The organism is Vibrio sp. 10N.261.52.C2 (assembly GCF_041471425.1).
Taxonomy (GTDB): domain Bacteria; phylum Pseudomonadota; class Gammaproteobacteria; order Enterobacterales; family Vibrionaceae; genus Vibrio; species Vibrio crassostreae_C.
In genome coordinates this window covers 39,667-63,493 of sequence record NZ_JBFROH010000050.1, presented here as the reverse complement: position 1 = coordinate 63,493, position 23,827 = coordinate 39,667, and the positions used below count along the sequence as shown (strand labels likewise).

The window sequence follows — 23,827 nt, the reverse complement described above, 5'->3', positions numbered from 1 at the left end:
TCTATTTAGTTAGGTCAATCTGGTAAACAGCAAAACCAACATCGTCAGTCGCAACACGTTTCATCGGGTATTGACCTTTCTCTTTAATGAACTCTGCTGCTTTGTCGCTTGGAGATGTTTCAAAGCGGATATCTAGCTTGTTATCCGTTTTGATTGGTGCAAATGACCAATTGTTATCTGCGCTTGGGCTCACTTGACCTTGTTCTTTGCTTACGCGAGAGATGTAGTTTGCAAGAACAGTACGGTTCTCATCTGGTGCATCAAATGCGATGAAGTCTTCACCTGTGCCTGGGAACTTAGCGCTGTATGCACGGTAGTTGTTGGTTGCGATCAGGAAGTCTTGCTTCATGTCGATTGGCTTACCTTGGTAAGTTAGGCCAACAATACGCTGTGAGTCAGAGTTAACGACTTTACAGTTTGCATCGTATTTCGCAGGTTGAGTTACGTCGATTTGGTAATCAACACCGTCGATAACATCGAAGTTGTAAGTGCGGAAGTTATCCCACTCGATCAACTGTTGTGGTGCTGTTGAGTTAACATCAACTTGGTTGAATTGACCAGCAGAACACTCAAGCCACTCTTTTACTTCGTGACCTGTTACCTTCATCGCAACTAGTGTGTTCGGGTAAAGGTATAAGTCAGCTGCGTTACGGAATGTCAGTTGACCAGATTCAACTTCAGTGAAGTTCGCTGGGTCATTCTTACGGCCACCAGCTTTGAATGGTGCAGCCGCGGAAAGTACTGGCGTACCATCTAGGTCAGGGTCACCTTGGATGAACTGTTCAACGTAATCTTTCTGTGCAAGGTTAACGATTTGAACTGTTGGATCGTCTTGTACTAGAGACAAGAAGCTGTACATCACATCGTCTGCTTTACCAATCGGTTGGTTAACAAACTCACGAGTACCAGCGTGGTCTTTTTCTAGTGCTGTTACGATGCCTTCATCAGCCGCAGCAAGAGATTTCTTCTCGATCTTGTCGTAGATAGGGCGTGCTTCTGATTGGCCTTTAACGACTTCCCACTTACCGTCTTTTTGTGCCAGTGTTAGGTCCATAACACCAACGTGGCTACCCCAACGACCTGGCATTACTGCCGCAACGCCGTTCATTGTGCCCGTTTCGTTGTCGATGCCTTGAATGTCATCAAAACCTTTACCTGGGAACACTGCGTGAGAGTGGCCGAATGCGATCGCATCAATGCCATCTACTTCAGATAGGTAGAACGTTGAGTTCTCTTCGCCATTTTTGTATGGGTCAGTTGATACGCCTGAGTGAGGGATAGCAACGATAACTTCAGCGCCTTCCGCTTTCATTTGAGGCACTAACTCGTTAGCCGTCTCAATGATGTCACGAGCGATCACTTTGCCTTCAAGGTTCTTCTTATCCCACGTCATGATTTGTGGTGGAACGAAACCGATGTAGCCGACTTTTACTTCATGCTCTACGCCTGCAGTATCTTCAAACGTGTGCGTCTTGATGATGTAAGGTGTGAAGTAGTGTTCTTTGGTTTTTGCGTCGTAAACGTTAGCACTGATGTACGGGAAATCAGCGTCGTTGATTGACTCTTCTAGGAAATCAAGACCGTAGTTGAATTCGTGGTTACCTATGTTTGCAGCGTCGTAGCTTAGCTGGTTCATAGCTTTGTATGCAGGGTGAACTTCACCCGCTTCGATGCCTTTGTCTGCCATGTAGTCACCCATTGGGCTACCTTGCAGCAAGTCACCGTTATCAACTAATACGCTGTTGGTTACTTCGTTTTGAGCTTCTTTTACTAGAGTTGCAGTACGTGCTAAGCCGATTTTTTTCGATGGCTTGTCTTTGTAGTAATCGTAATCCATTAGGTTGGTATGGATGTCCGTTGTCTCTACGACACGTAGTTTAATCACTTCATCGGTATCTGGTGTTGTTGTACAGCCTGCTAGAGTCAAACCAAGACCCGCAAGTACAGCCAATGACAAAGGTTTCATTGCAACTTTCATTTTGTAGCTCCAAAGTGGATAGTAGAAAATTCGTTGCGTAATGTAACAAAATGGAATGAAACAATGATTACAACGAATGTTAATTCGTGACTTAGATCGACTACTTTATGGTGTTCTGCAAGACGCCTCCCAAACCTGATTAATCGATGTGCAACTGATATCGATAATATTAGTCCATTCATTTCACCTGCTTATCGATAAATTCAATCCCTTATCAGCTTTTCGAATAAAAAATGAAATTTTAGAATTTCCAGTAATATGAGAGGCTCGTCATAATGCCTATATCAAGGACGTATCAGGCAGACGAATAGCAAGGATAGCTCAACACGAAGCTTCTGTTTTCTTCTAGTGCCAATACTCCCATTCACTCAAGTGGATGAGTTAAATCCCATGCTTGGCAAGACCAAGTAATGAATTGCTCGTAACGCGAGCCTTAAAGGAAGCACTGAAATGGACCAAGAACGTTTAACCCACCTAAAACAGCTCGAAGCGGAAAGTATTCATATTATCCGTGAAGTAGCGGCTGAGTTTGATAACCCAGTGATGATGTACTCCATCGGAAAAGATTCTTCTGTGATGCTTCATTTAGCTCGCAAAGCGTTTTATCCAGGCAAGATTCCATTCCCGCTATTGCATGTAGATACGGATTGGAAATTCCGCGAGATGATTGAGTTTCGTGATCGTACGGCTAAAAAGTACGGCTTCGACCTTTTAGTGCATAAGAACCCAGAAGGTATTGAGATGGGTTGTAGCCCATTTGTACATGGTTCTTCGAAGCACACTGACATCATGAAAACACAGGGCCTTAAGCAGGCGTTAAACAAGTATGGGTTCGATGCGGCTTTTGGTGGTGCGCGTCGTGATGAAGAAAAATCTCGTGCGAAAGAACGTGTTTATTCTTTCCGTGATAAGAACCATACGTGGGATCCAAAAAACCAGCGTCCAGAGCTTTGGCACACCTACAACGGTCAGGTTAATAAGGGCGAAAGCATTCGTGTCTTCCCGCTATCTAATTGGACTGAGCTCGATATCTGGCAATACATCTATCTAGAGAGCATCGATATTGTTCCACTTTACCTTTCAGACAAACGCCCTGTAGTTGAGCGTGATGGCATGCTGATCATGGTTGATGATGACCGTATGGAGCTGCAAGAAGGTGAAGTGATTGAAGAGAAAAGCGTTCGTTTTCGTACTTTAGGCTGTTACCCATTAACCGGAGCGGTTGAATCTGAGGCGAATACGCTAACGGGCATTATTGAAGAGATGCTGGTGGCGACGTCTAGTGAGCGTCAAGGTCGAGCGATTGACCATGATCAGTCGGGCTCTATGGAGCTGAAAAAGCGCCAAGGTTATTTCTAAGAATCTAAGGAAAGAAAAATGAATAGTGCAGTAGAAGCCGAATTGGCTGAACTAGGGATTGAAGGTTATCTAAGTCAGCATCAGCATAAATCTATGCTTAGATTTTTAACTTGTGGCTCGGTAGATGACGGTAAAAGTACGCTAATCGGTCGCTTACTCCATGATACAAAACAGATTTATGAAGATCAGCTAGCGGCGGTTCACTCGGATAGCCAACGAGTGGGAACGACAGGTGAGAAACCTGATTTGGCACTGCTTGTTGATGGTCTGCAGGCTGAGCGTGAGCAAGGGATCACGATCGATGTGGCTTACCGCTACTTCTCGACTCAAAAACGTAAGTTCATTATTGCTGATACTCCTGGGCATGAGCAGTATACGCGCAACATGGCAACAGGCGCTTCAACGTGTGATCTGGCGGTGATCTTGATTGATGCTCGTAAGGGCGTTCTGGATCAAACACGTCGTCACTCGTTTATCTCTAACCTGCTTGGTTTGAAGCATTTCATCGTTGCTGTAAACAAGATGGATCTCGTGGATTACGCGCAAGATCGTTTTGAAGAAATTCGCGATGAATACCTAGAGTTTGCAGAAAACCTAGAAGGCGAAACCAATATTCAGATCTTGCCAGTATCGGCGCTTGAAGGCATCAACGTTGCTGCACCAAGTAAAGAGCTTGCATGGTTCGAAGGCCCATCTCTGCTAGAAGTGTTAGAGAACGTCGACATTGACCAAAAGCGTTCGGCAGGTGAATTCCGATTCCCAGTTCAGTACGTCAGTCGTCCTAACTTAGACTTCCGCGGTTTTGCTGGCACCGTTGCCTCTGGCCGTGTCAGTGTCGGTGATGAAATCAAGGCGCTGCCGTCGGGTAAAACCTCTAAGGTTGCACGCATTGTAACTTTTGATGGTGATTTGGAGTCTGCGCAAGCGGGCTTGGCAGTAACACTGACCCTTGAAGATGAGATTGATATCAGTCGTGGTGATTTGATTGTGCTAGAAAACGCGCAGATTGAATCCACTAACCACGTATTGGCTGACATCGTGTGGATGACAGAGCAACCATTGCAACCGGGCAAAGCTTACGACATCAAGATCGCAGGCAAGAAAACCGTTGGTCAGGTTGAAACGGTTCGTCACCAATACGACATCAACAACCTATCGACTCACGCTGTCGATGAGTTGCCATTGAATGGTATTGGTTTGTGTGAATGGTCATTGAACGAGACTGTCGCGCTGGATAAATACCGTGAAAGTGCCGATACCGGTGGCTTCATCGTTATCGACCGACTAACCAACGTGACGGTTGGCGCGGGTTTGATTCGAGACCGTTTGGACTCTGTTGAACAGCAAGTCGGTAACTTCTCTGCATTTGAACTTGAGTTCAACGCATTGGTTCGCAAACATTTCCCTCATTGGGATGCCAAAGATCTAAGCCAACTACTGAAGTCATAAACGACCAAGTAACAGCTTATTGAATCAGGCGGAAACCGATCGTTTCCGCCATAAAGGACGGGTATATGTGGCAACAAGGATTTGTATTAGCGATTTTGCTCGGCATTATTACTTGCCTGCTCGTTACCCGTATTAAGCCAAGCTTTATCTTTGCTGGCGCGGCGTTTATTGCTTTTATGGCTGGCATGATCGACTTGTCGAGCTTGGCTAATAACTTCACTAACTCCTCGTTACTGACTTTAATTCTTCTGATCCTCGCATCAAGTGCGTTGGAGAAAACTCGCTTAATCAGCTGGGTTAGCCGCAATATCTCTGAAGGTAGGCTAGGTACCGTGGTTGCGAAGTTGGGTATTTCTACAGCGTTACTTTCTTCTTTTACTAATAACACCGCGGTGGTTGTTTCTTTGATCGGGGCGATCAAACGTAATCAACAGCACGCGCCGTCTAAGTTACTTATCCCTTTGTCATACGCTGCCATCTTAGGTGGCACCCTGACATTGATCGGCACCTCTACCAATTTGATCATCAATAGTTTTGTTGAAGATGCAGGTTTACCGAGCTTAAACTTTTTCACACCTACCTTGATCGGTTTAGCGGTTTTGGTCGGTGGGGTATTGATCCTTATTCCTCTTAGCTATTTTCTACCCAGCTACGATGATGGTTCTCAAGATGATCTGCCTTACTTTTTAGAAGCCAGAGTGGAGCCGGGCTCACCGTTAGTTGGTCGCAGCGTAAGTGAAAACAACCTCAGAGCATTGAGAAAACTGTTCTTAGCGGAAGTGATTCGAGACGGTAAGACCACCGCATCTATTGACCCTGATTTTATTCTTCAAGCTCGCGACCGATTGCTGTTTTGTGGTGATGTAGAGAGTGTTGCAACACTGCAAGAAATCCAAGGTTTAACCCTGTTTGGTCAGCATCATTTGAATGGCCAGAGCTTTGTTGAAGTGGTGGTGAGTTCGTCGGCAAGCTTCTGTAACAAAACCCTGAAAACCAGCCAATTTAGAGATCGTTTCGATGCGGTTGTGGTTGCTATTCGTCGTGGCCATGAACGCCTAGAAGGTGGGCTAGGGAATATCACATTGACCGCTGGTGATACCTTGATTTTGGTTCCAGGTAAACGCTTTGAAGAACAGCGCCAACAACACAACAAAGAGTTTGTGTTGATGAATGACTTAGATTCGAGTGCCAAGCTTGATGCCGACAAATCGACGTTCGTGTTGCTCGGCTTTGCTAGCGTGATTGGTTTAGCCCTTATCGATGCAGTACCTATTATCAAAGGCTTAGCTGGTTTTCTACTGTTGCTGGTGGCATTTGGCGTGGTGCAACTGGGTGAGCTCCGTCGCCGTTTCCCAGTCGATATTGTGGTGATCGTGGGCTCTGCACTTTCTATTGCTCAACTGATGATTTCATCGGGTTTATCTGAGCGGATGGGGCTGATGTTTATGGAGGCGTTTAATGGCTGGGGCGTATTCGGTGCGTTAGTTGCTACCTACTTTATGACTTTGGTTTTGACAGAGCTGGTGACTAATAATGCGGCTGCAGCACTCTCATTTCCGATTGGCTACAGTATGGCAGTAGGTTATGGCGTTGACCCTATGCCGTTCATCATGGCGGTACTGTTTGGTGCCAGTGCCAGTTTTATCTCTCCATACGGCTACCAAACCAACTTACTTGTTTATAGCGTAGGTAATTACCATTTAACGGATTATCTGCGTATCGGCATTCCAATCTCGATTGTATATTCGGGCTTGGTGCTGACCCTAATTCCTTATTTTTTCCCATTTTAATGCTGTTTATTTAAAGGACTAATTATGACCGCAGTACTCAAACCCAAAGATGAGAACGTTGTGTGGCATCAACACTCGATTGATAAAACATTTCGCGCGGATCTGAAATCACAAAAGCCAGCCGTGCTCTGGTTCACGGGGTTGTCTGGTTCTGGTAAATCGACAGTCGCTGGAGCATTAGAAAATCGCTTGGCACAGCTTGGTTACCATACTTATTTATTGGATGGTGACAATGTGCGTCATGGCTTATGTAGCGACCTTGGCTTCTCTGAGCAAGATCGTCGAGAGAACATCCGTCGTATTGGTGAGCTTGCTAAATTGATGGCAGATGCAGGCTTGATCGTGTTGTCAGCCTTTATTTCTCCGCATCAAGCTGAAAGGCAACTCGTGAGAGATTTATTGCCGGAAGGTGAGTTTCTTGAGGTGTTCGTCAATACTCCATTAGAGGTTTGCGAACAGCGTGACCCTAAAGGTCTGTATAAGAAAGCACGTGCCGGAGAGATCCCGAACTTTACAGGTATTAGTTCAGTGTACGAAGCGCCTCAGAACCCTGAGATTGATCTACCTGCAGGTGAGAAGACACTCGATGAATTGGTCGAACTGTGTATTGATGCGTTGGAGAAGCGAAATATCTTAGCCAACTGAGATCGTTGGTATGACTAAGGCTACTCAGCTGTTTATCTGTTTATTCACGACTGATAAATAGTGCAGCCTTAGTTTACCGAGACAAGAAACCTATCCTCTAGATTCTCTTTATTCCTCTCTATACTTCACTTTTTACACCGTCTATTTTAGCTCCGTCGAGTGTCTAGACGGTGTAATTTACGCTGCTTTTCACTTCTGTCTGTACTGTGAATTTCTGGCTCAATAGTGCAATCAGTTGATCGTAATACTGCGTGTTTGGCTTGTTACCGAGCAAGGTACAAAGCTCATTGCCTGTAGGGCTGAATCGGTAGTAAACCAGCTTCACGCCTTTTGATAATGGTGCCAGTGACATGCTCTTACCTTGATAGGTTAGGTGCAGGGCTGGATCGAAATCAATCTCTCCGGATTCTAATTCTGTGCCCAGAATAATCCCGAGCTCTATCAAGTGGAGCAAGCTGGAGTAGGGCAGGTTGTGCCCACCAAGGTTGATGGTGTTGGTGGTGTCCCTTTTGCCAAAGTTGAATAGCCCAGCATGAGATTTAAAGCCGAGTAAGAGCTTTCTGCTGTTATCGCTACCAAAGCTACAACCCAGTGATGCTGCCCTTTGTAAGGTTAACGCTTCTTTTGGTGTCATGTCTTTTAAGATTTGCAGTGCCTTCATCGACGTCGAGCCTGGGTTGGTGACTTCTCGTTTCAGTACTTGAGCCCATAGCCTCTGCATCGATGTATTGTGGATCTCTTGTGCCATGTCGAAGAAACGGTATAACCAGTCCTGATCCGGGTCTCCAGCCGCTTCATCCTTACATGAAGAGTGCGCCAACTTTAGAATCTGTTCTAGGTTCTTTTGGCGAAGCTCTCTACGTTTTTTCTCTCGCAATAGTGCCCGTTCGATAAGCGTACTCTCAGCTTTATCCTTTGGCTTGGCACTATGACTAATTAAGGAATCGAGGCCGAAGCTTTGTGCGATGTGCAGCATTCTGCTGGCACTGTCGGCAATATGAGGCTTTTTCTCATGCTTATGCTGTGTGTCGCTAGCATGCTCAATGATCACTGGCTGTTTGGTTTTTGACATAAGAGTACCGTTAGGAGACGACTCAAAACCAATCGTAGTAAATAATTGCTCAGCCTAGCTTGTTAAAACGCTTGATAACTGAGCTACAATTTTTGATTGTAGAATAACTACTTATCAAAAAGCTCCGCCTTGTTCTCAAGGCTTTTTCCTACGCTATTTCTGAACACTTACTTATTGTGATTGGTATAACTGTCTAAAATGTAACTCTTTATCTTATTGGTGGCTAGATTTTGCGAGCATAGTTGAAGGTTTCAACAAAATTTTACTTTTGTTAATGATAATAAAATGTTAAATTTGTTGTAATTCTCAAGGAGGAGTTATGAATCAAGTCAATGATAACAAGCTGAAGAAACAGCTTAGTATAGGGTTATTACTCGCGATTTATGTCGCTGTTCTAGCTTACTTATCTAATTACATCGCGTAATTCAGAAGAAAATTATCGTTATTAAACTGTTATTGAATGATCACACTCGTTCAGTGACGGCAGCTCATCCTTGAGCCACCCTTCTAATGACTACATGTCGTCATACTCTTCAATCGCAGTACCTTCAATAAGATAACCGGTTTGCGCTAAGTCATGGCTGATTGACTCAGTTTTCAGCGTTCCGACCAAATAGATCACATCCCATAACTGCTGTATTGGTGCACCTTTCGGGAACTTCACGTAGATGATTTGGTTCGGTGGCGGCGGTGGCACGTGGATACATGCGCCAAAGTACGGTACCAGCAGAAACTCAGTGATCATATTCTCATCACCTTCCAATGGAATCACAAAGCCAGGAATCTTCACTGTGCTGCCATTCAGCTCTGGGCGAACAGCACCAAGTGTCGATTGTTGAGGTTTGTCCATACTATTGTGGTCAACCATCGGCATACCAAATGAATCTAGCTGAGCACGTTCTGATTCTGGAATCAAATCAATCCATTCAAGTGTTAATACCGATTCGTCATTCTGAGTGGTTTCAGCGTGAGCTGTACTGATAAATGGGAACAGAAGTAGCCCAAGTATCAGTAGGAATTTGCGTTGCATCGTAGGTTCCTATTTTAGATTCGAATCGTCATGCCATCAGACAATGACTGGCGGTAAGCCCTGAAAGCGGGAATAAAGCCGATAATGATTCCGGCAACTTGTACCAGCATAAGCAGTTTCCACTCATGCGGTGTGATTGCGGATATCGATATGTTGATACCATAACTTTGTTGCACAATAGGAGCAACCACTGCGATCAGCGCAAACAGCACTGCAACACCTAATGTAATGCCAAGGAAGGTTAGTGCACTGGCTTCACTGATCAGTAAACCAAACACATGACGAGGTCTTGCGCCCATCGCACGTAGGATAGCCATCTCTCGACGCCTTTCTTGCAAGCTAGTGAGTAGGCTACTGAGCATACCCAATAATCCGGCGACAACAACAAACCCTGAAACAATCAGTAATGCTTGTTCTGCTACAGCCATCATTCCCCACAATTCGTGAAGCGCAATGCCCGGCATAATGGCGCTTAAAGGTTCTTGGCGGTAGTTATTGATTTCTCGTTGCAGTGCGAAGGTTTGGATCTTCGATTTAAGGCCAACCATCATCGCGGTAATCTGCTTCGGTTGGAAGTCACGTTGCTTTAGCGCTTCAGCATTCGGTGTGTGCCCGAGGTTGGCACCTGATTCCCAGCCAACATGAATTGCTTCGATTGCCTCTAGCGATACGTGTACGGTTTTGTCTACTGGTGTTCCTGTTGGCGCGAGTATTCCCACAATCTTGAAGGGCAGATTATCGTGACGGCTAAACGCAACATCACTGATACCGTGCGCAAGAATGATTTGATCACCTATTTTGTAATCTAGCTTCTTCGCGACGTCGGCACCAATCACTACGTCAAATAGCTGATTAAACTCTTTACCTTGTTGGAAAGTAAGTAATTGCTTACTTCCATAGCGATAGTTTTCAAAGTAACTATGATTTGTACCCATCACACGGAAGCCTTTGTGTGAATCGCCCAATGATATTGGGATCGCCCACTTTACAGCGTTGTGCTGGCTAAATTCTTCATAGCTTTTCCAGTCGATGTTGTTGGTCGCATTACCGATTCTAAATACGGAATAAAGCAGCAGGTTTACCTGACCAGAGCGGCCACCGACGATAAGGTCAGTACCTGAAATCGTATTGGCGAAGCTGCTCTTAGCTTCGGTTCTTACACGTTCCACACCGAGTAATAGAATGACGGATACAGCCACAGTGAGAATAGTTAGAATGGCTGTGGCTTTACGGTTGAGTACGCTTTTTAAGGCTAAGTGAGTAATTACTTTCATACGACAACCTTAGCTTGGTTAACGGTTTTTAAATCTATGGTTCGAGTGAACAACTTTTCTAGTGTTGGATCATGGCTAACAAAGATAAGAGTAGAACCTGCCTGGTTGGCTTGTTCTAACAACAGTTCGATAAAAGCTTCTCGGTTGTCATGATCCAAAGCCGAGGTTGGCTCGTCGGCAATAATGATTTTGGGTTGGCCGATCAAAGCACGAGCGGCAGCAACACGTTGTTGTTGACCGATGCTTAACTCGGTAACGGGCTTGTCCATTAAAGCTTGAGGTAGTTTTAATCTGAGTAACAACTCTCGAGCCGTCTCTTGTAAGCTTTTCTGGCTTTCAGCGACTTGCTGTTTACGAATCTGTGAAAACTGGCAAGGAAGCGTCACGTTATCGATAACTGATAGATAAGGAAGCAGGTTAAATTGTTGGAAAATATAACCAATATGATCGGCTCTGAATTTATCTCTTTGACGAGGTGTAAGCTGAGTGAGGTCTTGATCAAGGATAGAGACTTCTCCTTGCTCAGCTTGGTTGATTCCGGTCAGTAGCCCTAACAAAGTTGATTTTCCACAACCACTTGGCCCTTTAATAAAAAGGTGCTCTTGGGCTTGGATGTGAAGAGAGGGGATCTCTAGCGTTGGTGGTAATTCAGGCTTCCAACGAAAGCTGATATTTTCGAGTTTGACCACAAGTGATGAACTGTCAGAAGACATGCTAGCTCCAATAATTAAAGCGGTGTATCTACTGGACAGTAATTTGAAACATAAATTCCCAGGAACACACCGATTTGAACAGCCAAGTAAGCGATGACTTACCTGGCTGTTTATTTTACGTTTAATCCGATCTAGGAGTGATTAGAATCGGAAACTAATACGCTCTGCGTTAAGCACTTCTTGTACTTGAGCTGTGTCTGTTAGTAGGTTCACCGTCATTTTTTCAGTGTTGCTGAACTTAGAGAACCACTGAGTGCTAACTGTGTCTAGCTTAGCAACATCTGAACATTCATAGTGGTACTCAACAGTGAACTCACCGTGGCCACCTTCTGAGTGATCGTGGTGGTCGTGACCTTCGTGGTCATCATGATCGTGCTCAGCGTGGTCATGGTCTTTGTGGTCATCATGATCGTGTTCAGCGTGGTCATGGTCTTTGTGGTCGTCATGATCGTGTTCAGCGTGATCATGGTCTTTGTGGTCGCCATAACCGTGTTCCGCATGGTCATGGCCTTCATGGTCGTCATGACCGCCTTCTAAGGTGTTTGCTACTGACTTGAACTTCAGAGTACAACTCGCATTGTTAAAACTAAACAGCTCTTCTGGCTTGTTTAATTGTGCGATAGCCTGTTCAAACACTTTCTTCTGTTCTGCAGTTTTTGGAGCATGTTCAAACCCAACCACATCTGCGCCTGGAGCTGTTACTTCAACAAGCAATTCTTGCCCATCTTGCGCGATGTTTACTTCAACTTGGCCATGTACGTGTGCATCATGAGAGCGGAATTCTTCGTTAGCTAGAGCATTTGTAGAGACAGTCATGCCGATAACAACGGCTAAAAAAGTAGGTTTCATGTTTTTTCCTGAATAAAGGTTAATTAAAAAGTAGTGGTAATTAAGCGATATTTACAGGAGGTGAGCGTGCCAAATAAGCGAAATATAGCCGCTGTAGTGAAGTTACTGACTCTGTAATAGCGACAGTAAATTCCGAATGGAACTCTGGAATCTGTGGTAGTGAGTGCGCTGTGATGAACTGATTAAGCGAAAACAGCTCACAATGGTGTGAAGTGTGGTGCTCTGGTGCGATATCCACAATGTGTGTTGCGGCTAACACGCTTAACATGAGCATAAGCCCAAGCAAGAAGCCTGTTTTGCGTTTCACATTGTTGGGTGTGTTTTGCCACATCAGGATGATTAACCACAGAATTAAAAAAAGGATACTGTTATAATATAACAATATCCTTTGGTTAGGTCTCGAAAAAGACGCGAATATCTTATTAAAGGCTCGCTTTAATCAACTCAATGACTTGAGTGACTTCTGATTCGTTTAATGCACCTTCTTTTACAAACAAGATTTTACCTTGCTTGTCTTGAACGATAATCGCTGAGCTTTCTTCTTTTAGAGCCCATGTTGACGCAACGGCGCCGTCTTCATCTAGGACCATAGAAGACCATGGAAATTCTTCTTTGCTGCTTTCGGCAGAGGACTTAACAAAAGACCCAGTACCCCAAATCGCATCATCTTGGTTGATGATAGTGGTGGTTTGGTAGCTGTCTTCTGAGAATTTCGATGCGGTAATGGCTGCCATCAGTGGTGCGTTGAGCTCTTTAGAGCTGCTGCGGCCAGCGATAGCTTGAACGACGCGAACTTTACCTAGAAGATCATTGGTTGCCCAAGCTTGATATCCAGTATTTCCGTCGTTTAGAACAATCTCACCATAGTTACTCACATCGACGGCAGGCAGGGTAGCGCCTACTGATAGGTTGTGAGCATTGGCGAAGAGTGGAGAGGCTGCGGCTAGAAAAGCCAGTAGAGTTTTGTTTTTCATTATATTTTTGTTCCGCTTATTGGTTTGCACAGGAAGTATAATATGAAATTTGAAAAATGCCTCTTTAACTTTTTTATCGTACGACGTAGAAAGAAGTTGCAGGCTTGTTACCAAAAGGTATAATGCATCAATATCAAGATGAACAATAGATTATCTTGCTGTTTGCTAAAGGAATTAGCGATTAAATGTGCTTTGAACAGCGACGCTGTTCAGGTATGTGACTGTAGTACTCAAATGGAATTGAGGTTGTATTATGTTAAGAAAATTTTCTACTTACCGTCCACGTCAGGTGGCGCGTTTCGTTAAAGTCCTGTTCAAAGGCCAATTTGCTATTGAAGGTATTGGAGAGTTTCGCTTCGACCAAGGCAAGGTGCTACTTCCTGAAGTTTCAGACAAACAAAAGCTCACTATTTTTAAAGAAGTTAACGGCACCATTGCAGCGTTGCCGGTGTAACTGAGCTTTATCGATTTGTCTTGCACCGAATAGATTAACAATGAAAAGGGCTTCCTGATGGAAGCCCTTTTTTAATGCGTGTCGTTCACGATGGTATGTCGAACGGCACTTTATTGTGGAGGGAAGCACACACCTGTTCCACCCAACCCGCAATACCCATTCGGATTTTTAGCTAGGTATTGCTGGTGGTAGGTTTCTGCGAAAAAATATTTTCCAGCAGGCAGAACTTCCGTCGTGATCTCGTTGCCTAAAGATTCAGTCATTGCTCGTTGATATTCACGTTTAGAGTGCTCAGCGATAGATTGTTGTTCTTCACTGAAGGTGTAAATCGCAGAACGGTACTGAGTCCCTAAATCGTTGCCTTGGCGCATCCCTTGAGTTGGGTCATGACGCTCCCAAAAGGTTTCAAGTATTCGAGCTAGAGAGGTTTGTTCACTATCAAATATGACACGAACGACCTCGGTATGGCCGGTTTGCCCAGTACATACTTGTTCATAAGTGGGATTAACTGTGTATCCGCCAGCGTAACCAACGGATGTTGAAATAACGCCATCCAATTGCCAAAACAAACGCTCAGCTCCCCAGAAGCACCCCATACCAAACAGGACTTCTTGTTGAGAGCCCGTGGGTGCATCGAGCAGGTCGGTTTGATTGACGAAATGGCGCTCAGTGATTCGAATTGGGTCAGCATTTCCCGGTAGTGCGGTTGCTGCAGAAACCAGTTGTTGTTTGTTTAGCATGTTATATTCCTTTTCGCATACGTTTACCGCGCTGGCTTTTATTTAACGTGGGTTCATATTAACTGTTGGTCAATATTGAATAAGTCTTTAAATTAGACCGTGTTATTCCAGGATTTATTACAGACTCAATGCCTATTTAGCGGTATTATTTCTTTTCACTTATTAACGTATTGATAACTTCTTCACCAATTAAACATGATAAGAAAAACTTTACCAGTTCTGATTGGCACTCTATTGTCATCGACGCTCGCTTTCGCTGACGTTTCCCTTGAAATCAAAGGGCTAGATGGAGCGCTTGAGGATAATGTTGATGCTTATCTGAGTGCGATCCCTGAAGAAGAGTATTCGGTTTCACTAAGATTCCAATCCCGCTTGGAATCTATGATTAAAGAAGCCCTGAATGCGTTAGGCTACTACCACCCTAAAATCACATTTACTCACTCCGAAGATGATACCGAAATGACCGTTACGGTTGAGCCGGGAGAGCCTGTTGTTATTTATACTTCAGATATCGTTCTAACTGGTGAAGCCAAGGATGACCCAGACTTTTTAGCCTTGATAGCGAAGAGTAGCTTGTCTAAAGGTTCGACTCTGAATCATGGTAATTATGACTCTTTGAAATCGTCGATCCGCAACCTTGGCTTAGCGAAAGGCTACTTCGATGGTGCTTATGATCTTAGTAAGCTAGAAGTCGCTCCTGAATTGAACCGCGCTTATGTTCGTCTTCATTATAACAGTGGTATCCGCTATCACTTTGGTACTACTCAGGTTACTGGTAGCCAGATAGAAGAAGATAAGGTGCAGTCACTTAAACCATTTGAGGATGGCGAACCTTACTCAATCACCAAAGTCGGTGAGTACAACCAAAACCTGTCCAATACGGATTGGTTCTCCTCGGTATTTGTTGAACCAGATTTAAGCCAGTTAGGCGAAGGCCGAGAGATCCCGATGAAGGTTAGCCTTGCTCCGCAAGCTCGTAACCAAATCGAAACGGGTATCGGTGTATCCACCGACCTTGGCGTAAAAGGCACTCTGAAGTGGAAAAAACCTTGGGTTAATGAACAAGGCCATAGCTTCAATAGCAGCCTGTCGATTTCTAAACCTGAACAGACGATTACCGCTACCTATAAAATCCCTCTGGATGACGTGCTGAACGACTACTATCAAGTTAAGTACGGTATGAAAAACTTGGATAATCGTGATACCAAGAGTTTGGAGTCAAACTTAGCGCTAGAAAGATATTGGCGACTGGATAACGGTTGGCAACGCACGGTCTTCATTCGATACTTGGTCGAAAACTATGAGCAAGGTTTGCAGGATGATTTAGCGCAATTTGTGCTGCCGGGTATCTCTTTCTCACGCACTCGAACGCGAGGCGGTTCGATGCCGATGTGGGGCGATAAACAAACCATTATGGTTGAAGCGGGTGATGATACCTTGTTATCTGAAACTAAGGTTGTTCGTTTTCAAGGTCAAACCGCTTGGATTCGAAGCATTGGCGACAATCACCGAGGCTTAACTCGACTTCAATTTGGCGGCAACTTTGCCGACGAGTTTGATAAGCTATCTCCCTCCCTAAGATTCTTTGCTGGTGGTGACAATAGCATTCGTGGTTATGGTTATGAGTCGATCTCTCCTCGAGATGAAAGTGGCGCACTAACGGGTGCCAAATTCATTGCAACCAGCTCGTTTGAATACCAATACCGCTTGGTTGGAAACTGGTGGGGCGCAGCATTCTACGACATTGGTGATGCATTTAATGACAAACCCGAATGGAAACACGGCACCGGCGTCGGTGTTCGTTGGGCGTCACCTGTTGGTCCAGTGAGTTTAGATTTTGCTTGGGGTCTAGATGCAGAAAAAGGTGATGAGTTCCAGTTACACTTTAGTTTAGGGCCAGAATTATGATCAAAGTGATGGGCAAGTACATCAAGTGGACGTCGATCTCATTGACGTCTATTTTGCTGTTGTTGATAGCCTTGCTAGGTTTTGTTTTGTTCACCAATCCAGGGTTGAACACTGTGTTGTGGGGCGCTGAAAAAGCGTTGCCACAGCTTAAAGTGGAAAGCACTAAAGGGGCTCTGTTCCCGAGCTTTACGCTTAATAATGTTCAGTTTAAAGATGACAGCCTGCATATAGACACCAAAGTTCAAAAGCTGAACTTGGCGATTAATCCTCGCTGTCTGCTCGACCCTAAGTTGTGTGTCGATCGTTTAGCGATTCAAGGATTGGACTTCGCATTTACTGAACTGCCTCCGGCCTCTACAGAAGAAACAGAACCTACTCCGCCCGTAACATCGGTAAAAACACCGTTGCCAATCGTAATCAACCGTATCGCTTTGTCTGATATCAAGTTGAATATCTTAGGGCATGAAATTGAATGGAGCTTGTTCTCTACGGCTTTGAGTATGCAGGGCGAAAAGCTAACTGTATCGCCAACCTTATTCAATGATCTTAAGGTTAAACTCGCTGAGTCGACAGAAGAACCGCAAGCAGAAAAGGTTGAGCCAAAAGCTGCCGTTAAAACGGCTATCGAATTGCCGGAAGTCTGGATTCCTCTGCAGGTTGTGTTGGAGCGTTTTGACCTCAACCGTTTCACCTTAGAACAAGAAACACCAATCGTTGTTAACCACCTTGGGCTAGAAGCTCGCGCGGGCAAACACACGGTTGATGTTTCAACTCTCGAACTCGATATGCCACAAGCAAGCGCCAATCTAACCACGAAGGTTGAGCTCAAGGGCGGTTACCCGCTAGAACTTTCTTTGGATGCGTTGGTGAAAGAAACCGACCTTGTTGGGCAGAAGTTGTCTCTGAAAGCACAAGGCAGCGTGGCTAAGCTAAACCTAGACTCCCAATTTTCTGAGCTGATTGAGGCAAAGTTGTCTGGGGATATTCAACCCTTAGAACCGACTCTGCCATTTGACCTTCTTTTAGAGGGCGGACAAGCACAGTGGCCCCTTACCGGAAAAAGCGATTACCAAGCGACAATTGAGCAATTTAAAGCTGATGGCTCACTAGATGGTTTTAATGTTCTTCTTAAAGGTGAAGCCGATGGTAAGGAAATCCCTGAATTAGCCATCGATCTACAGGGTAAAGGCACGACGGAACAAATTGTTCTCGAGCGTCTAAAGCTCAACACGCTAGGCGGTGAGCTTAACGGTGTCGTTAAAGCGAACTGGAAGAGTCTCGTTAACTGGCAAGCTGACGTGACACTCAAAGATATTCAACCGGGTCTGCAGTGGCCAGAAGCTGAGGGCAACATTAGTGGAAACATCGTCACCTCAGGTGAGTTGACGGAAGCGGGCGGCTGGGCGATTGAACTGCCTAAATTGGATATTGAAGGGATCTTGCGAGAATACCCTCTGGATATCGAAGGTCAGTTGTCAGCGTCGGATCGCAGCGCGAGCGGTGAACCAAAACTGAAAACCAGTGGTTTGAACTTAGCTCACGGTGTTAACTCGATTAAGGCTCAGGGTGAGCTTGATAAGAAATGGGACATGGGTGTTGAGATTCACTTCCCTGAGCTTGTAAAAAGCGTCCCTGATTTGAAAGGTAAAGTGATTGGTAACATCCAGCTCAGTGGTCCAACGAAAAAGCCTGAAGTCGATCTCGCTCTAAATGTGGATAAGGTAGATTGGAATAACGAAGCAACACTAGAATCCTTGTCGCTTAATGGTTCTGTGGTTCCTCTGCCATTGCCTGAAGCTCAAGCTGATCTTGAATTAAAAGCTAACAACCTAACCTATCAAGATCAGAGCGTAAAAAGCATTGATCTCACGGTGAGTGGTGGTGAGAAGAAACACACAGTGACACTTGATGTGATATCCGACATCGTGTCTACAAGCTTAGCTATTTCCGGAGAGTTGATTCAAAAGCCTTCTCTTATTTGGTATGGATCGTTAGACAGAGTCAAAATCACCACTCAGCAAGGTCCTTGGGTGTTAGAGCAACCTGTCGCGATAAATGCGGATGTTGATAAACAGTTTGCCGATGTTCAAGCGCACTGTTGGAAACAATCGGGTTCGAGCGTGTGTTTGGATGAAGACGTTCGTGTCGGAAAATCGGGTGAGGCCAAGGTAGCCATCAATCAATTCGATTTCGAGCAGATTAAAGCCTTTGTGCCTAAAGAGACGCAATTACAGGGCTTAGTCAATGCGACTGCTCATGCAAAGTGGTCTGAACAAGATGAGCCTGAAGTCACGGTAAGCGTTGATATGCCGAAAGGTCAGGTTGTTCAACAAGTGGGTGAGCCAATCACACTGGGTTGGGAAAGCGTTGCATTGAATGCCCAACTGAAAGACAACAAACTGGATGCCGATTTTAAGTTGGATGTTTCCGACAATGGTGACCTGTCTGGCACGGTGTCGTTACCGGATATTCTTGCCGAAGACAAAATGGTCGATGCGGCAATTAAGCTGACCACGTTCCATCTTGATTTCTTACAACCAATTCTAGGTGAATACAGCTTATTGAAAGCCGACCTTGAGAGTGATCTTCAAGTTAAAGGCTCTCTGATGCACCCTCAAGTCTTTGGCCAATTCTCTGTTGGTGGTATTCAAGTCAAAGGCGATGTTACGCCTGTTGATGTGAAAGATGGCCGCATCGACCTCGACTTTGATGGTTATAGTGCAAAACTGGATGCGAATGTCGAAACGCCTGATGGTCACCTTGATATTGAGGGAACCGGAGATTGGCAAGATCTTAAAGCATGGCACTCGAACGTTAGAGTTTTCGCTGATGAGTTGATGGTTGATATCCCACCGATGGTTAAGGTGAAGGTCGTACCTGATATGACTATTGATGTCACACCAGATCTGGCGAAAATCACCGGTGATATTGCATTACCATGGGGACGAATTGTTGTTGAAGATTTACCACCGTCAGCGGTTGGCGTCTCTTCTGATCAGGTTATTTTGAATAAAGATCTAGAGCCAGAAAACGAAGATACGATTCCATTCAATGTGATGACGAATATTAATATCTCCATTGGTGATGACTTTAAACTGTCTGCCTTCGGTCTTGAAGGTGATTTGGTCGGTAAGCTCAACGTGGCTCAAAAAGACCAAGGTCCATTTATTACAGGTGAAGTGAACATCGTCGATGGTACTTATCAATCATTCGGGCAAGACCTCTTGATCGAAGAGGGTAAGATCCTAATGAATGGACCACCGGATCAGCCATACGTAGCCATCAACGCGATTCGTAATCCTGATAATACTCAGGATGACGTGACCGCTGGTATTCGAGTGACTGGCCCTGCGACAGAGCCTACCATCGAGATTTATTCTGACCCAGCGATGCCACAAGCGAACGCACTGTCTTATATTTTGCGTGGCCAAGATATCGACGGTGAGTCGAGCGGTTCGATGACAACGACTTTAATCGGTTTGAGTTTAGCGAAGAGTGGTAAGGTTGTTGGTGAAATCGGTGAAGCCTTTGGTGTAAAGGACTTGCAACTGGATACTGCAGGCTCTGGCGATGACTCTCAAGTGACGGTAAGTGGTTACATCCTGCCTGGCTTACAGGTGAAGTATGGTGTGGGTATCTTTAACTCGTTAGGTGAGTTTACCGTTCGTTATCGATTGATGCAGGATCTCTATGTTGAAGCTGTTTCTGGCCTAGACAGTGCTGTGGATCTTCTCTATCAATTTGAATTTGAGTAACACTTTGAGCGGCGATTGATTCGCGGGTGACGAATGCTAGGGAGTGAGTATGCAGCATCTTGTTTTTGTCTATGGAACCTTGAGGCAAGGTCAGTCCAATCACCATTATTTGCAGGGCTGCGATTTATTAGGGCAGTTTGATACACCTAAGGAATACGCACTTTTTGATTTAGGTGCCTATCCGGCGATGATTTTGGGAAAGAAAAGTGTCGCTGGTGAGGTCTATATCATTAACGACGAAATTTTAGAGTCGCTCGATCGGCTAGAAGATGTTCCTGTTGAGTATCGTCGCGAGCAAATAGAGACTATATTTGGATTAGCATGGGTATATTTGTATCAGCTTGATCTAACAGCTAATAAAGAAATACTTTCGGGTAACTGGTGTCAGCGGAACAATGATTCCTAACTAGTTAATCACCTTACGAGACAACAAAAAGCCAGCACTGAGGTGCTGGCTTTTTAATAGCGTTAGTTTGAGAATGAAATGAGAGGGCTACTCAGGGTTCAGCTCAAGAAACTCTTCTACTTTGCGAACCATGTTTGTTGAGCCAACAAAGAAAGGTACACGTTGGTGCAGCTCAGTTGGTTTGATATCCATGATACGTTGAGCACCGTCTGAAGCGATGCCGCCCGCTTGTTCCATAAGGAAAGCAATTGGGTTGCACTCGTAAAGCAGACGCAGTTTACCTTGAGGGTGACTTTGCGTGCTTGGGTACAAGTAGATGCCGCCTTTCAAAAGGTTACGGTGGAAATCTGATACTAGAGAACCGATGTAACGTGATGTATAAGGGCGATTGTCGCTTGGCTCATTTTCTTGGCAGTACTTGATGTACTTCTTAACACCCGTAGGGAAGCGGATGTAATTACCTTCGTTGATTGAGTAAATCTTACCTTCGTCTGGAATCATCATGTTTTCATGAGATAGGCAGAAGGTACCCAGTGATGGGTCGTAGGTGAAGCCATTTACGCCAGCACCTGTTGTGTATACAAGCATGGTTGAAGAACCGTAAATCACGTAACCCGCGGCTACTTGCTTGTGTCCGGGCTGTAAGAAATCTTCTTGTGTTGGTGGTGTACCGATCGGTGATACTCGACGGTAGATAGAGAAAATTGTACCAACCGATACATTTACATCGATGTTTGATGAGCCATCTAGTGGATCCATCAGTACAACGTATTTTGCGTTTTTGTTGAGCTCTTTATTGAAGGCGACAGCTTCGTCTTCTTCTTCACTTGCAACACCACAAACTTGGTCACGGGCTTCTAGAGCCGCTTTAAATTTGTCGTTCGCGTAAAGGTCTAGCTTTTGCTGCTCTTCACCTTGCACGTTGTCTGTACCAACAGCGCCAGTGATGTCGACTAGGCCAGCCTTGTTGATCTCACGGTTAACAATTTTTGCAGCAAGTCGAATAGACGACAAAAGGGATGATAGATCACCGCTTGCATGGGGGAAGTCACTCTGTTTCTCAACAATGAACTCACCAAGGGTGCGCATCTCAGACATGTTATTTCCTTAAACTTCTCTCAATATTAGGGGGGATTTGAGCACTGTAGATTCGGCCTCTTGAGTGGGCTTTATTCATCTAGACGCTTACCTAAATTCTAAAGGTTAGATCTTTTTAATGGTAATGAACTAAGCGACACAGATCTCACTTACTATGTCGACTCAATTTGTTTTGCATTGCCGCTCGCTTTTAATCGCCATTTAATGATAATGAGTGCAAGCCGTTTTAATTAGGCACTGTTTATTTAGCCAAGCGTTTGGAAGCAATTTATGCATATTCATATCTTAGGAATTTGTGGCACCTTCATGGGTGGTGCTGCGGTATTGGCTCGTCAATTAGGTCACAAGGTTACGGGTAGTGACGCGAATGTTTACCCACCAATGAGCACCTTGTTGGAATCACAAGGGATTGAAATTATTGAAGGGTTCGACCCTAGCCAATTAGAACCAAGGCCAGATCTCGTGGTTATCGGTAACGCAATGAGCCGCGGTAATCCGTGTGTTGAGTATGTGTTGGATAACAACCTTAGATACACCTCTGGTCCTCAGTGGTTGCAAGAGTTCTTACTGCATGACCGTTGGGTGTTAGCGGTATCGGGAACGCACGGTAAGACCACGACATCAAGCATGTTGGCTTGGATCTTGGAAGACTGTGGCTATGCACCGGGCTTCTTAGTTGGCGGAGTGTTGGGTAACTTTGGTATCTCTGCTCGCCTTGGTGAAAGCATGTTCTTCGTGGTAGAAGCCGACGAATACGACAGTGCTTTTTTCGATAAACGATCTAAGTTCGTTCATTACCACCCAAGAACCTTAGTGATGAATAACCTAGAGTTTGATCATGCGGACATCTTTGACGATCTTGAAGCGATTAAGCGACAATTTCATCATTTGGTGCGTACTGTGCCAAGCAATGGTCGCATTTTCTCACCTAAGCAAGACAGCGCTATTGAAGATGTTCTAGCTCGCGGTTGCTGGAGTGAAACTGAATCGAGTGGCGAGCAAGGCGACTGGGATGCCAAGAAACTGGTCAAAGATGGCTCTCAATTTGAGGTTTACTTCCAAAATGAATGTGTTGGAACCGTAAATTGGGATTTAGTGGGCGACCACAACGTAAATAATGCTTTGATGGCGATTGCAGCTGCACGTCATGTGGGCGTGACACCTGACCTTGCTTGTGAATCACTAGCTACCTTTATTAATACTAAGCGCCGTTTGGAGTTTAAAGGCGAGGTGGCAGGTGTGTCTGTTTATGACGATTTTGCTCATCACCCAACGGCGATTGAACTTACGCTCGGCGGATTACGTAATAAGGTCGACACTAAGAAAATCATTGCCGTTTTAGAGCCTCGTTCTGCCACCATGAAACGTGGTGTGCACAAAGAAATACTGGCTGATTCGTTGAAGCAGGCGGATTCTACCTACTTATTCCAACCGGATAACATTGATTGGTCAGTTCAAGATGTTGCAGACGCTTGTCACCAACCGGCACACGTGAGTGATGACATGGATGCATTCGTTGCTAAAATTGTCTCAGAGGCACAAGCTGGCGACCAAATTTTGGTAATGAGTAATGGTGGCTTTGGTGGCATTCATCAAAAACTGTTGGATGGATTGGCACTCAAAGGCTAACGGCATCCACGACCTTATAATTTGAAGTAATTGAGAACATGACAAAACACGATAAAGCGATAACCCTTGCTTTCACTGGTGCATCCGGTGCGCCTTATGGCCTGCGTTTACTTGAATGCCTTTTGGCAGCCGATTATCAGGTCTACTTGCTGATTTCATCGGCAGCGCGAGTGGTATTGGCGACCGAGCATGAACTTAAGTTACCTGCTGGGCCAGATGCGGCGAAACAAGCTTTGGTTAAACATCTTGGCTGCGACCCTGAAAAGCTGGTGGTGTGTGGCAAAGATGATTGGTTCTCGCCGGTTGCCTCTGGTTCAGCAGCACCTAAACAGATGGTCGTTTGTCCATGTTCAGCGGGAAGCTTGGCTTCGATTGCTCATGGTCTATCAGATAACCTGATTGAGCGAGCAGCAGACGTAGTCATGAAAGAGCGAGGCCAATTGTTGTTGGTGGTTCGCGAGACGCCATTTTCGACGCTTCATCTCGAGAACATGCACAAACTTTCGACCATGGGCGTAACGATCATGCCTGCAGCTCCGGGTTTTTATCATCAACCCAAGTCAATTGAAGATCTGGTCGACTTTATGGTGGCGCGTATTCTAGATCACCTTGGTATCGAACAAGGTTTAGTGCCACGTTGGGGTTACGATCAACGTAATTGATCCAAACTTGATAGCTTATTGTTAAAAATCAAATTACAATTC

General features: G+C 45.0%; 20 protein-coding genes. 10 read left to right on the top strand and 10 right to left on the bottom strand.

Going from position 1 to position 23,827, the window contains the following annotated elements; genetic code table 11:
- Position 1 precedes the first annotated feature (1 nt).
- Positions 2 to 1,978 (bottom strand): bifunctional 2',3'-cyclic-nucleotide 2'-phosphodiesterase/3'-nucleotidase, encoded by a 1,977-nt coding sequence (locus tag AB4307_RS18170; RefSeq protein WP_372128569.1) that lies wholly within the window; start codon positions 1,976 to 1,978, stop codon positions 2 to 4.
- Positions 1,979 to 2,392: 414 nt separating this feature from the next.
- On the opposite strand from AB4307_RS18170, the gene cysD reads away from it, so the two are divergent.
- The 4 genes from cysD to cysC all read left to right on the top strand — a co-directional run bounded on the left by cysD (position 2,393) and on the right by cysC (position 7,221).
- On the top strand, positions 2,393 to 3,337 hold the full coding sequence (gene cysD, locus AB4307_RS18165) for a sulfate adenylyltransferase subunit CysD (RefSeq protein ID WP_226088532.1): 945 nt from the start codon (positions 2,393 to 2,395) through the stop codon (positions 3,335 to 3,337).
- 18 nt (positions 3,338 to 3,355) lie between these two features.
- The gene (gene cysN / locus AB4307_RS18160; RefSeq protein ID WP_372128570.1) at positions 3,356 to 4,786 is read left to right on the top strand and encodes a sulfate adenylyltransferase subunit CysN; all 1,431 of its coding nucleotides are present in this window, start codon (positions 3,356 to 3,358) and stop codon (positions 4,784 to 4,786) included.
- Between the two features lie 65 nt (positions 4,787 to 4,851).
- Complete coding sequence (locus tag AB4307_RS18155) at positions 4,852 to 6,576, top strand: SLC13 family permease (RefSeq protein WP_017067554.1); 1,725 nt, start codon at positions 4,852 to 4,854, stop codon at positions 6,574 to 6,576.
- A gap of 24 nt (positions 6,577 to 6,600) precedes the next feature.
- A complete protein-coding gene (gene cysC / locus AB4307_RS18150) occupies positions 6,601 to 7,221 on the top strand; it encodes an adenylyl-sulfate kinase (protein ID WP_017067555.1) in 621 nt (206 codons plus the stop codon).
- Positions 7,222 to 7,384: 163 nt separating this feature from the next.
- On the opposite strand, the gene AB4307_RS18145 is transcribed toward cysC, so the two are convergent.
- The 7 genes from AB4307_RS18145 to AB4307_RS18115 all read right to left on the bottom strand — a co-directional run bounded on the left by AB4307_RS18145 (position 7,385) and on the right by AB4307_RS18115 (position 13,133).
- Positions 7,385 to 8,293: a TIGR03899 family protein gene (locus tag AB4307_RS18145; RefSeq protein WP_017069397.1), complete on the bottom strand. Its 909-nt coding sequence runs from the start codon at positions 8,291 to 8,293 to the stop codon at positions 7,385 to 7,387.
- A 514-nt stretch (positions 8,294 to 8,807) separates the two neighbouring features.
- Entirely contained in the window at positions 8,808 to 9,323 is a 516-nt protein-coding gene (locus tag AB4307_RS18140; protein ID WP_017058892.1) for a DUF3299 domain-containing protein, read from the bottom strand.
- A gap of 14 nt (positions 9,324 to 9,337) precedes the next feature.
- On the bottom strand, positions 9,338 to 10,597 hold the full coding sequence (locus AB4307_RS18135; protein WP_017067558.1) for an ABC transporter permease: 1,260 nt from the start codon (positions 10,595 to 10,597) through the stop codon (positions 9,338 to 9,340).
- Entirely contained in the window at positions 10,594 to 11,310 is a 717-nt protein-coding gene (locus AB4307_RS18130; RefSeq protein WP_017058894.1) for an ABC transporter ATP-binding protein, read from the bottom strand. Before AB4307_RS18130 ends, AB4307_RS18135 begins: the two co-directional genes overlap by 4 nt.
- Positions 11,311 to 11,451: 141 nt before the next feature.
- Entirely contained in the window at positions 11,452 to 12,159 is a 708-nt protein-coding gene (zrgA, locus tag AB4307_RS18125) for a zinc uptake protein ZrgA (protein ID WP_136981963.1), read from the bottom strand.
- A gap of 40 nt (positions 12,160 to 12,199) precedes the next feature.
- The gene (locus AB4307_RS18120; RefSeq protein ID WP_017063722.1) at positions 12,200 to 12,490 is read right to left on the bottom strand and encodes a DUF2607 family protein; all 291 of its coding nucleotides are present in this window, start codon (positions 12,488 to 12,490) and stop codon (positions 12,200 to 12,202) included.
- A gap of 91 nt (positions 12,491 to 12,581) precedes the next feature.
- Positions 12,582 to 13,133 (bottom strand): YtfJ family protein, encoded by a 552-nt coding sequence (locus AB4307_RS18115; protein WP_017063723.1) that lies wholly within the window; start codon positions 13,131 to 13,133, stop codon positions 12,582 to 12,584.
- 253 nt (positions 13,134 to 13,386) lie between these two features.
- Between AB4307_RS18115 and ytfK the strand changes: the two genes are divergently transcribed.
- Positions 13,387 to 13,587: a stringent response modulator YtfK gene (gene ytfK / locus AB4307_RS18110; protein WP_017080878.1), complete on the top strand. Its 201-nt coding sequence runs from the start codon at positions 13,387 to 13,389 to the stop codon at positions 13,585 to 13,587.
- A gap of 110 nt (positions 13,588 to 13,697) precedes the next feature.
- Here the strand turns inward: ytfK and msrA are convergent, their stop codons facing one another.
- Positions 13,698 to 14,327 (bottom strand): peptide-methionine (S)-S-oxide reductase MsrA, encoded by a 630-nt coding sequence (gene msrA, locus AB4307_RS18105; RefSeq protein WP_017058899.1) that lies wholly within the window; start codon positions 14,325 to 14,327, stop codon positions 13,698 to 13,700.
- Positions 14,328 to 14,522: 195 nt separating this feature from the next.
- Between msrA and tamA the strand changes: the two genes are divergently transcribed.
- From tamA to AB4307_RS18090, 3 genes are read left to right on the top strand one after another with little or no spacing between them, the layout of a single operon-like run.
- The gene (gene tamA / locus AB4307_RS18100) at positions 14,523 to 16,235 is read left to right on the top strand and encodes an autotransporter assembly complex protein TamA (protein ID WP_017063725.1); all 1,713 of its coding nucleotides are present in this window, start codon (positions 14,523 to 14,525) and stop codon (positions 16,233 to 16,235) included.
- A complete protein-coding gene (gene tamB / locus AB4307_RS18095; RefSeq protein WP_372128572.1) occupies positions 16,232 to 19,990 on the top strand; it encodes an autotransporter assembly complex protein TamB in 3,759 nt (1,252 codons plus the stop codon). The genes tamA and tamB overlap by 4 nt, the downstream gene beginning before the upstream one ends.
- Positions 19,991 to 20,039: 49 nt before the next feature.
- Positions 20,040 to 20,396 carry a gamma-glutamylcyclotransferase family protein gene (locus tag AB4307_RS18090; RefSeq protein WP_017069403.1) on the top strand — a complete coding sequence of 119 codons (357 nt, stop codon included), beginning with the start codon at positions 20,040 to 20,042 and terminating at the stop codon, positions 20,394 to 20,396.
- A gap of 87 nt (positions 20,397 to 20,483) precedes the next feature.
- Here AB4307_RS18090 and fbp read toward each other — a convergent pair whose 3' ends face one another.
- A complete protein-coding gene (gene fbp, locus AB4307_RS18085; RefSeq protein WP_017633404.1) occupies positions 20,484 to 21,494 on the bottom strand; it encodes a class 1 fructose-bisphosphatase in 1,011 nt (336 codons plus the stop codon).
- A gap of 270 nt (positions 21,495 to 21,764) precedes the next feature.
- On the opposite strand from fbp, the gene mpl reads away from it, so the two are divergent.
- Positions 21,765 to 23,123 carry a UDP-N-acetylmuramate:L-alanyl-gamma-D-glutamyl-meso-diaminopimelate ligase gene (gene mpl / locus AB4307_RS18080; protein WP_065584318.1) on the top strand — a complete coding sequence of 453 codons (1,359 nt, stop codon included), beginning with the start codon at positions 21,765 to 21,767 and terminating at the stop codon, positions 23,121 to 23,123.
- Between the two features lie 38 nt (positions 23,124 to 23,161).
- Complete coding sequence (locus AB4307_RS18075) at positions 23,162 to 23,785, top strand: flavin prenyltransferase UbiX (RefSeq protein WP_016787846.1); 624 nt, start codon at positions 23,162 to 23,164, stop codon at positions 23,783 to 23,785.
- Positions 23,786 to 23,827 lie beyond the last annotated feature (42 nt).

Excerpts from the sequence above, each read along its gene's own strand:
- mpl (WP_065584318.1), top strand. The coding sequence starts at position 21,765 with ATGCATATTCATATCTTAGGAATTTGTGGCACCTTCATGGGTGGTGCT.
- cysC (WP_017067555.1), top strand. The coding sequence starts at position 6,601 with ATGACCGCAGTACTCAAACCCAAAGATGAGAACGTTGTGTGGCATCAA.
- AB4307_RS18115 (WP_017063723.1), bottom strand. The coding sequence starts at position 13,133 with ATGAAAAACAAAACTCTACTGGCTTTTCTAGCCGCAGCCTCTCCACTC.
- AB4307_RS18145 (WP_017069397.1), bottom strand. The coding sequence starts at position 8,293 with ATGTCAAAAACCAAACAGCCAGTGATCATTGAGCATGCTAGCGACACA.
- fbp (WP_017633404.1), bottom strand. The coding sequence starts at position 21,494 with ATGTCTGAGATGCGCACCCTTGGTGAGTTCATTGTTGAGAAACAGAGT.
- tamA (WP_017063725.1), top strand. The coding sequence starts at position 14,523 with ATGATAAGAAAAACTTTACCAGTTCTGATTGGCACTCTATTGTCATCG.
- zrgA (WP_136981963.1), bottom strand. The coding sequence starts at position 12,159 with ATGAAACCTACTTTTTTAGCCGTTGTTATCGGCATGACTGTCTCTACA.
- AB4307_RS18170 (WP_372128569.1), bottom strand. The coding sequence starts at position 1,978 with ATGAAAGTTGCAATGAAACCTTTGTCATTGGCTGTACTTGCGGGTCTT.
- AB4307_RS18130 (WP_017058894.1), bottom strand. The coding sequence starts at position 11,310 with ATGTCTTCTGACAGTTCATCACTTGTGGTCAAACTCGAAAATATCAGC.
- tamB (WP_372128572.1), top strand. The coding sequence starts at position 16,232 with ATGATCAAAGTGATGGGCAAGTACATCAAGTGGACGTCGATCTCATTG.
- msrA (WP_017058899.1), bottom strand. The coding sequence starts at position 14,327 with ATGCTAAACAAACAACAACTGGTTTCTGCAGCAACCGCACTACCGGGA.
- ytfK (WP_017080878.1), top strand. The coding sequence starts at position 13,387 with ATGTTAAGAAAATTTTCTACTTACCGTCCACGTCAGGTGGCGCGTTTC.
- AB4307_RS18090 (WP_017069403.1), top strand. The coding sequence starts at position 20,040 with ATGCAGCATCTTGTTTTTGTCTATGGAACCTTGAGGCAAGGTCAGTCC.
- AB4307_RS18075 (WP_016787846.1), top strand. The coding sequence starts at position 23,162 with ATGACAAAACACGATAAAGCGATAACCCTTGCTTTCACTGGTGCATCC.
- AB4307_RS18135 (WP_017067558.1), bottom strand. The coding sequence starts at position 10,597 with ATGAAAGTAATTACTCACTTAGCCTTAAAAAGCGTACTCAACCGTAAA.
- AB4307_RS18155 (WP_017067554.1), top strand. The coding sequence starts at position 4,852 with ATGTGGCAACAAGGATTTGTATTAGCGATTTTGCTCGGCATTATTACT.
- AB4307_RS18140 (WP_017058892.1), bottom strand. The coding sequence starts at position 9,323 with ATGCAACGCAAATTCCTACTGATACTTGGGCTACTTCTGTTCCCATTT.
- AB4307_RS18120 (WP_017063722.1), bottom strand. The coding sequence starts at position 12,490 with ATGTGGCAAAACACACCCAACAATGTGAAACGCAAAACAGGCTTCTTG.
- cysN (WP_372128570.1), top strand. The coding sequence starts at position 3,356 with ATGAATAGTGCAGTAGAAGCCGAATTGGCTGAACTAGGGATTGAAGGT.